A 7,769-nucleotide genomic window follows, 5' to 3' on the forward strand; every position below is an offset into this window, starting at 1 on the left:
CCTTGCCACTGGGCGGGGCGCGCCATATCCCATGATCGTTGCCGAACGGAGCCGCCGAACCGATGTCCGCCCTCCTCCGCACGCTGCTCGCGCTTTGCCTGATCGGCATGGCCGCCTGCCAGAGCCGCCAGCCGGCGACGCGGGCCGGCGAGTCGATCGACCGCGCCGGCACCCAGACCGGCCGAGCCCTGGGCCGTGCGGCGAATTCCACCGGCAATGCGCTGGAGCGCGCCGGCACCTGGATGCAGCGGCGCACGGAGTGAGCCTCTCCCGCCGACTCTGCCTGCTCGGCCTGCTCGGGGCCGCGGGCTGCACGCCGGTGGTGATGCCGGCCGGCCTGGCCGAGCGCGACCCCGCCATCGCCGAGAAGACCTTCGTCACCGCCGATGGGGCGCGGCTGCCCTATGCCTCCTGGCTGCCGCCAGGGCGGCCACGGGCGATCCTCCTCGCCCTGCATGGCTTCGGCGACTATTCCTTCAACTTCTTCGACATCCCGGCGCCGCTCTTCACCGAGATGGACATCGGCGTCTTCGCCTATGACCAGCGCGGCTTCGGCGCGGCGCCGCATCGCGGCTACTGGCCGGGGACGGCGACGCTGATCGCCGATGCCGCCGCCATCGCCCGGCTGCTGGCGGCGCGCTACCCGGACGTGCCCGTCTTTCTCACCGGCGAGAGCATGGGCGCAGCCGTCGCGCTGGTGACGATGACCGTCGCCGATCCGCCACCGGTCGCCGGGCTGATCCTGTTGGCGCCCGGGGTGCGCGGCCGGGCCTCCATGGGTGCCTTCGCGCGGCAGACGCTCGAGGTCGCGGCGCATGCGATCCCTGCGGTCGGCTTCAGCGGCTCCGCCCCCGGCTTCACGCCAACCGACAACGAGGAGGCGATGCGGCGCTGGGGGCGCGATCCGCTGACGCTCCGCACCTTCCGGGTCGATCTCGTCTATGGTCTCGTCGAGCTGATGGACCGCGCGCTGGAGGCGGCGCCGCGCCTCCGCACGCCGACGCTGCTGCTCTATGGCGGCGAGGACCGCATCGTGTCCGAAGGCCCGGTGCGGCGGCTGCTCGCCGCCTTCGGCCCGGCGGCGCCGGTCCGTCTCGGCTTCTATCCGAAGGGGCATCACTTGCTGCTACGCGACAAGGAACGCGCCGTGGTCGCCCGCGACATCGCCGCCTGGATGGAGGCGCCGGCCGAGCCGTTGCCCTCGGGAGCGGAGACGGCCGGGCGAGCCTGGCTGACGAAAGCGGGCTGACTACTCCGCCGGGGCGAGGGCGGGCGGCGGGCCCTCTTCCGGCATCCTCGGCCCGAGCCCGACGCGGTGCAGGGCCGAGAACATATGGTAGACGGCCTTGAAGCTCAGGATCGGCACCGCTGCCCGCCAGGAGCCGCGCAGGTTGCCGGCGAGCATGTTGATGATGCCGTCGCGCATCCAGAGCGTGTTCTTCGGTGCCATGAAGAGCGAACGCAGCACCGGGTCGTTCACCCGGTAGATCAGCCAGGAGATGCGGTCCATCGCCCGTGCGAGCTCGCGGTTGGTGCGGTCCGCCAGGCGCTGGCCGCGCACCGGGTCGTCGAGCCAGCAATGGGCGGTCTTCGCGCCGAGCTCGCCGGCGGTCATCGCCATCAGCACGCCGGTCGAGAACATCGGGTCGACGAAGCCATAGGCGTCACCGATCATCAGGTAACCCTGGCCATTTCCCTGCCGCGCCCGGTAGCTGTAGTTGGCCGTGGCGTAAATCTCGGAAGCGATCTCGGCATTGCGCATCCGCGCCGCGACCGTCGGGCTGGAGGCGATACGCTGGAGGAAAAGATCCTGCGCGCTGCCCTGCCGCCCCTTCCAGGCCGACTGGTTGCCGACGAAGCCGACGCTCATCACGTCGCCCGGCAGCGGGATCAGCCAGAACCAGCCATCCTCGGCGAGGTGGATGCTGATATAGCCGTCCAGCTCGCCCTCGCGCCGCTCGACATTGCGGAAGTGTGCGTAGCAGGCGGCGGTGTTGTTGTACTTGTTGCTGGTCTTCACCTTCAGCCGGCCGGCGAGGAAGGTGTCGCGGCCCGAGGCGTCCAGCAGGTAGCGCGGGCGGAAGGTGAGCGCCTCACCCTCCGGCCCTTCGGCCGTCACCGTTGCCCGCTCGCCGGGGGCGGCGAACTGGATGTCGGTGACGCGTGTGCGCTCCATCGTCGCAGCACCCAGCCGCGCCGCATTGGCGAAGAGCAGCCGGTCGAATTCCGAGCGCCGCACCTGCCAGGCATGGGTCCGGTTGCGGTCGAGCGCCTGGGCGAAGGGGAAGGCGCAGCTCCGCCCCGTGCGGTCGGAGACGAATTCGGCGCCCGGCTTGTGGACGCCGATGCCGCGCACCTGCTCCAGCACGCCGAGGCGCTCAAGGATGTCGAGGTTCCGCGGCAGCAGGCTCTCGCCGATATGGAAGCGGGGGTGGCTTTCCTTTTCGACCAGCGTGACCTCGCGGCCTTGCTGGGCGAGCAGCGCGGCGGCGGTGGAGCCGGCGGGGCCGCCGCCGATCACGAGGACATCGGGTTCGAAGGTGTTTTGCATGCGGACGAGATTTCCAAAGCCGGGCGGCCAGCGTCAAGCCGCCCGATGATAACGCCTGGCCGGCACGCTACCCGGCCGGCACCTTCAACGCTCCGGCCAGCCGGTGGGCGAGATCGAGCCACAGCCTGTCCTGGGCTGCCGCCTCGGGCGATTCCCGTACGGCGCGGGCGACCACCTCGGGCAGCAACTGCACCAGGACGGTCAGCATGCGGCGGTCGCGCTCCTGCGGCAGGCGGTCGAGCATCTCGCCGGCGAGATCCGACTCCCGCACCAGCAGATACGGGCCCCAACCATCCGCATCCGTCCCCGGCCAGGTGGAGAAGAGGCTCGGCCAGCCGTCGCGGTTGCGGAATTCCAGTACCGGCCCATCGCCCCGTTGCGCCAGCTTGAAGCGCAGCACGGGCCAGCTCCAGGGCCCGTCGCTGGCCTCCTCCAGCCAGATATCGAGGTGGCGATAGCCGCCATCCGGTGTGGCGAAATACTCCTGCAGGCGGACGAGCGCGGCATGCGGCCCGGCCATCGTCATCAGCGGGGTAGCCTGGGCGGTGGTGGCGGCACGGCGGAGTGGGACGGGCGCGGCCTGCACCGGCTCCACCGGTGGTGGGGCCGGCAAGGGATTGGCCGGCTCCGGCCGCGGCGCGGCACCGAGGGTGCGGAAGCCAAGCAACTCGGACCACTCCACCCGCAGCGGCTGGCCCGGCGGCTTGCCGGCATGGCGCAGCACCAGCACCACCGCCGCATTGCGCTGGCCGTCGAGCGGCAGGGCGATGGGCAACAGCAGCGGCCCGCCTTCCAGCGGCGCCTTCCGCCAGCCGCTCCAGCGCGTCTCGGGCGCATCCAGCACCAAGTCGCTCTCGAGCGCCAGCGGCGCGCCTTCCGGCTGCAGCCAGAGCGCGGCCTCGAGCAGCCCGGCATCGCCGCGGGCGACCGCGACCTCCGCCTGCAACAGATCGAGCCCGTTCAGTGGCACCGTCGGCAGGACGATGGCCAGCCGCTTGCCCGGGCCGAAGCTCGCCAGCAGACGCGGCGCCTCGCTGCCGAGCGCCACCCATTCCACCTGCCCGACCGGAAAGCGCGCCGCCTCCCAGACCTGCGCCGGCAGCCGCATCGGCACGCCGGGCCAGCCGAGGTCGAGCCCGATCGCCTCGGCATCCCAATGCGGCGGCACGGTGAAGCGCCGGCCGAAGGGCGCCGTCCAGAGCCGCAGCGCAAGGCCGCGCTCCGGCGCCCGCCCGCCCTTCACCGCCAGCGCCTGCTCCGGCGCCGTCACACCGGCATCGAGGGAGAGGGCGAGGTTGTCGCCTGCCTCCACTTCCACCGCGATGTCGAGGCAGGCAGTCTCCCGCACCGGACCGACAGGGCTTGGCAGGTCGAGCACCAGCCAGCCCGGCTGCAGCGCCTCGCCCGGGACCAGCCAGGCGCCATGAACGCGTCCGCTCTCCGCCCCGTAGAGCCGCAGGCGGAGCAAGCCGGCCGGGCCGACATGGGCCTCCTGCACGTGCAGGGCGAGGCTCGCGATCCCCTCCAACCGCAGGCCGAGCACCTGGACGGCTGCCAAGCGTCCCTCCTCGGCCGATGCCGCCTCACCGGCCGGTGCGGGGTCCAGCGCCAGCACCTGGCTGAGCGGTGCCGGCGCGCCCTGGCGGCTGCCATGCTGGATCAGCGAGACCATGGCCTCGCGGCTTTCCTCGGCCTCCTGCCGGGCAGCGACGAGGGCGCGATGCAGCACGGCGGTCGCCGTGACCTGCCGGCCCAGCGCGCCGAGGGCAAGGCGGACGAGTTCGGGCATCGCCGTCGTGGCCTCCGCCGCCTCGATAACCGGCGGCAGATCCGGCCCGGTGGCGGACCACCAGGCGAGCAGCGGCGCGGCCGCCGCCGCATTGGGCGTCAGCAGGGCAAGCACCTGGGCCGGCGGCACCGGGACCGGCTGCGTCGCAGCCTCCGCCGCCGCGCCCGGGCGCTGCAGGCGAAGGTCGCCGCCTCGCATTGTCACCTGCCAGGCGGAGAGGCCGGGCAAAGCGAAAGGGGCGAGCTCCACCCCCTCCAGCGCCAGCAGCAGGGGGCTGCCGTCATAGAGTTCCGTGAGTTCGGCCGGCGCGATCAGCACTGTCATCCGGGCAGCCCTTGCACCGGCACCAGCCGGTCGAGATGGTCGAGGAATTCCTGCATCCGCGCCGGCCAGGTGGCCTTGGCCAACCGCGCCGCGGCGGCGCTGGCGACGCCGGCCAGCAGCGCCCGGTCGGTGGAGAGCAGCGCCAGGGTCTCGATGAAGCCGGTGATGACCGCCTCATCCGTCTGGCGATGCGGGATGAGGAAGCCATCCTCCCCATGCCGGATCGCCTCCGGCACGGCGCCGACATCGGTGGCGATGACGGCGCAGCCCATGCGCTGAGCCTCCAGCACCACCAGCGGCACGCCCTCGAAGCGCGAGGGCAGGACGAGCACATCGGCCCAAGCATAGAGATCATCCAGCGCCGCCGGCTCGAAGGCCGGCGGCTCGATCGGCACGCCGAGCTCCGGCTGTGCGGCATCGGCCAGCACCGCCCGCCCCACCACCCGCCAGCGCAGGCCGAGCGGCGCGCTGCGGCCGATGATGGCGGCCAGCCGGTCCAGCCCCTTCTGCCAGTCCATCCGGCCGAGGAAGAGCACCTGGAGCGGTCGCCGCCGCTGCCGCTGCCGGGCGGCGAGCACGCCGGCAACGCGCGATCGCCGCGTCGCATAGCCCGGCGCATTCTCCACCAGATGAATCTTCCGGGCCGGGATGCCGGCGCCGATGCACCAGTCGCGCAGCTGGCGGGAGATCACCATGATCCCGTCATAGGCATGCTCATAGGCAGCCTGGACATGCGGCGTGCCGCGCGGCTCGCCATGCGGCCCGTGCTCGATCAGGTGCAGCCCGCCGAAGACGCGGATGCCGAGCCGGCGCAGCGGCGCCATCAGCGCCTGGCCCGCGAGCGAGTGGACATTGACCACCACGTCGAGCCCCGCCAGCACGCCGAGCACGTCCCGCGACGCCTGGGAGCCGCCGAAATGCGAGACGCCGGCGCCGAAATAGCCGCCCTCCCAGGCGACCGCCGTCTCGCCCAGGCCTTCGAGCAGCATGACGGAATCGAAGGCTCCGGCGAATTCCACGCCATGGTCGATCCGCCCCTGGCCGAGCACGACCAGATGCGTCCGCCAGCCCCGCCGTCGCAGCACGGCGGCCTGGTTGAGGATCACCTTCTCCAGCCCCGCAAAGGCGAAGAGCGGCAGCAGGAAGCCGATGTCCCGCATCCCCGGCCGCGGCAGGCGCGGCAGGATGCGGCCGATGCCGATGGTGGCCTCGGCATCCTGGGCGATGCGGCTGCGCGGCGGGCGATACTCCCGCTTCCAGCCGGTGGGCAGGGTGCTCCGCCGGCGACGCAGGCGGGCGAGCGCCGCCACCTCCAGCAGCAGCAGCCGTAGCGGCAAGGGGCTGGCGAGCGAGCCGGGCACCGGCAGCCGCAGCCGCAGCAGCGCGGTGATGGGCTGCGGCGCCGGCCCCAGCAGGCTTTCGATCCAGACCGGAGAAGGATCGCCGGCCGCCGCCCACATCACCTGGCTGCGGACGAAGACCAGCGGCGCCGTCGCCACCTGCCCGCAGGTCGGGCCCGGGCGCTCCAGGGCCAGCATCGGCTGCTCGGTCGGGACGATCTCGAGCGCGACGACATGCGCGTCGCGCAGCATCCGCTCGGCCCACCAGAAGACCATGTGGAGCACGCCGGTCCGCGCCAGCAGGTCGAGTACCGGTGCCTCGGTGAAGCAGAGGATGTCCGGATGGTGGCAGGCGCTCGGCTGCTCCATCGCCGCCAGCATCCCCTCGCGGGCCTGGTTGGGGGTCAGGCCGATGCCCTCGGCCGCCGGATCGACCACCAAGCGGACTTGGCCCTCATCCGGCATGTGCAGGGCGAAGCGCGGAGCTTCCTGCGCCTCCGCCGCCAGCAGCCGCTTCGGTGCGAACAGCGCCGCATGCTTGCGCTGCATCTGGCCGAGCAGCAGCGGTCGCAGCCGCTCGGAGGAGGACAGCATGCTCTCCGGACGGCGCCGGTAGCGGAAGCCGGCATGCGGCAGATGCTGGCCGCGCCAGCCGCGGGCGGATGCGGAGAGCCAGAAATCCCAGTCCTCGAAGCCGTCCCGCATCGTCTCGTCGAAGCGGAGGCCACCTTCGACCATCTCGCGACGGATGACGCTGCCGGCTTCGCAGTAGTTGCAGGTCAGCAATTGCAGCAGCGAGAAGGCGCCGCCTGTCGTCCAGTGCTCATGCCCGCCGAATTCGTCGATATCCGGGTAGACCCAACCAACCTCCGCCGGCGCCGAGGCCAGTGCCGCCAGCGCACGGGCCAAGTAATGCGGGTGCAGGCGGTTGTCGGCATCGAGGAAGTGCAGCGCCCGGCAGCCGGGCAGGGCGCCGAGGACGAAGTCGATGCCGGCATTGCGCGCAGCGGACAGCCCGCCATTAGCCCGGCGCAGCAGGAAGACGCGGCCGGGATGCAGCCTGGCGAAGGCGAGGGCGGTCTCCGAGGTTTCAGGGAATGGGCAGCCGTCATCGACGACGATCACGGCGGCGGGCGGCCCGCCCTGTTGGTCGAGGACGGAAAGGATGGCTTCCGGCAGCAGGCCCGGCTGGCGATAGGCGGGGATGACGACGGCGACCTCGACGGCGGCGGTCCAGTTCGCCTCGACGGGTTTCTGGACGGTCCGCATCATCTGCATCGGTCAGCGTCCGCGTTAAGTCGTTTCAGCTTGAACCGTATCGTCCATGCCTTGCGGGAAGACTACGCAGGAGCATGAAGTAGCGGCTGAGCATCTGCTGTGTGCCGTAATTCGTTGCACACGCTTCAGCCGCATCGACCCGGAGGGCTAAATTCGTCGCTTTGCTTAATATCACGGACGCGTGAGTCGTCAAGCTTAGAGTCCATCCGGGATCATTCTGTTCTCTGACATAGCCTTCGAAGCATACGTCGGACGGAGGCCCATTGCAGGAAGGCAAGCGCGCGACGGTTCAGGCACTCCCAATCCTTGGCCAATCGTCGGCAGCGGTTGAGCCAGGCGATGGTGCGCTCGACGATCCAGCGCTTCGGCAGCACGACGAACTTGCGTAACTCGGATCGCTTGACGATCTCCAGGTTGATGTGGCGGCAGGTCGCGCGCAGCCCGGCCTGGAAGTTGGCGCCCTGGTACCCGCCATCGGCGTAGAGCT

Annotated in this window: 6 protein-coding genes; 2 read left to right on the forward strand and 4 right to left on the reverse strand. The window is 71.4% G+C overall.

The annotated features are described in order from the left end of the window. Positions 1 to 62: 62 nt before the first annotated feature. Both EP26_RS35020 and EP26_RS20175 read left to right on the forward strand, forming a co-directional pair. Positions 63 to 263: a hypothetical protein gene (locus tag EP26_RS35020; protein ID WP_043341283.1), complete on the forward strand. Its 201-nt coding sequence runs from the start codon at positions 63 to 65 to the stop codon at positions 261 to 263. Continuing rightward, entirely contained in the window at positions 260 to 1,249 is a 990-nt protein-coding gene (locus EP26_RS20175) for an alpha/beta fold hydrolase (RefSeq protein ID WP_043341286.1), read from the forward strand. The genes EP26_RS35020 and EP26_RS20175 overlap by 4 nt, the downstream gene beginning before the upstream one ends. Here the strand turns inward: EP26_RS20175 and EP26_RS20180 are convergent, their stop codons facing one another. From EP26_RS20180 to EP26_RS20195, 4 genes are all read right to left on the reverse strand, one after another. After that, a complete protein-coding gene (locus EP26_RS20180) occupies positions 1,250 to 2,551 on the reverse strand; it encodes an NAD(P)/FAD-dependent oxidoreductase (RefSeq protein ID WP_043341287.1) in 1,302 nt (433 codons plus the stop codon). A 67-nt stretch (positions 2,552 to 2,618) separates the two neighbouring features. Then, a complete protein-coding gene (locus EP26_RS20185) occupies positions 2,619 to 4,664 on the reverse strand; it encodes a DUF6212 domain-containing protein (protein ID WP_157033639.1) in 2,046 nt (681 codons plus the stop codon). Beyond that, positions 4,661 to 7,276 (reverse strand): glycosyltransferase, encoded by a 2,616-nt coding sequence (locus EP26_RS20190; RefSeq protein ID WP_169747434.1) that lies wholly within the window; start codon positions 7,274 to 7,276, stop codon positions 4,661 to 4,663. Before EP26_RS20190 ends, EP26_RS20185 begins: the two co-directional genes overlap by 4 nt. A 218-nt stretch (positions 7,277 to 7,494) precedes the next feature. Continuing rightward, positions 7,495 to 7,769, reverse strand: a 275-nt coding sequence (locus EP26_RS20195; protein ID WP_043341292.1) for a transposase, incomplete at its 5' end; no start/stop codon positions are given.

Origin of the sequence: Belnapia moabensis DSM 16746 (assembly GCF_000745835.1) — a bacterium.
GTDB lineage: Bacteria > Pseudomonadota > Alphaproteobacteria > Acetobacterales > Acetobacteraceae > Belnapia > Belnapia moabensis.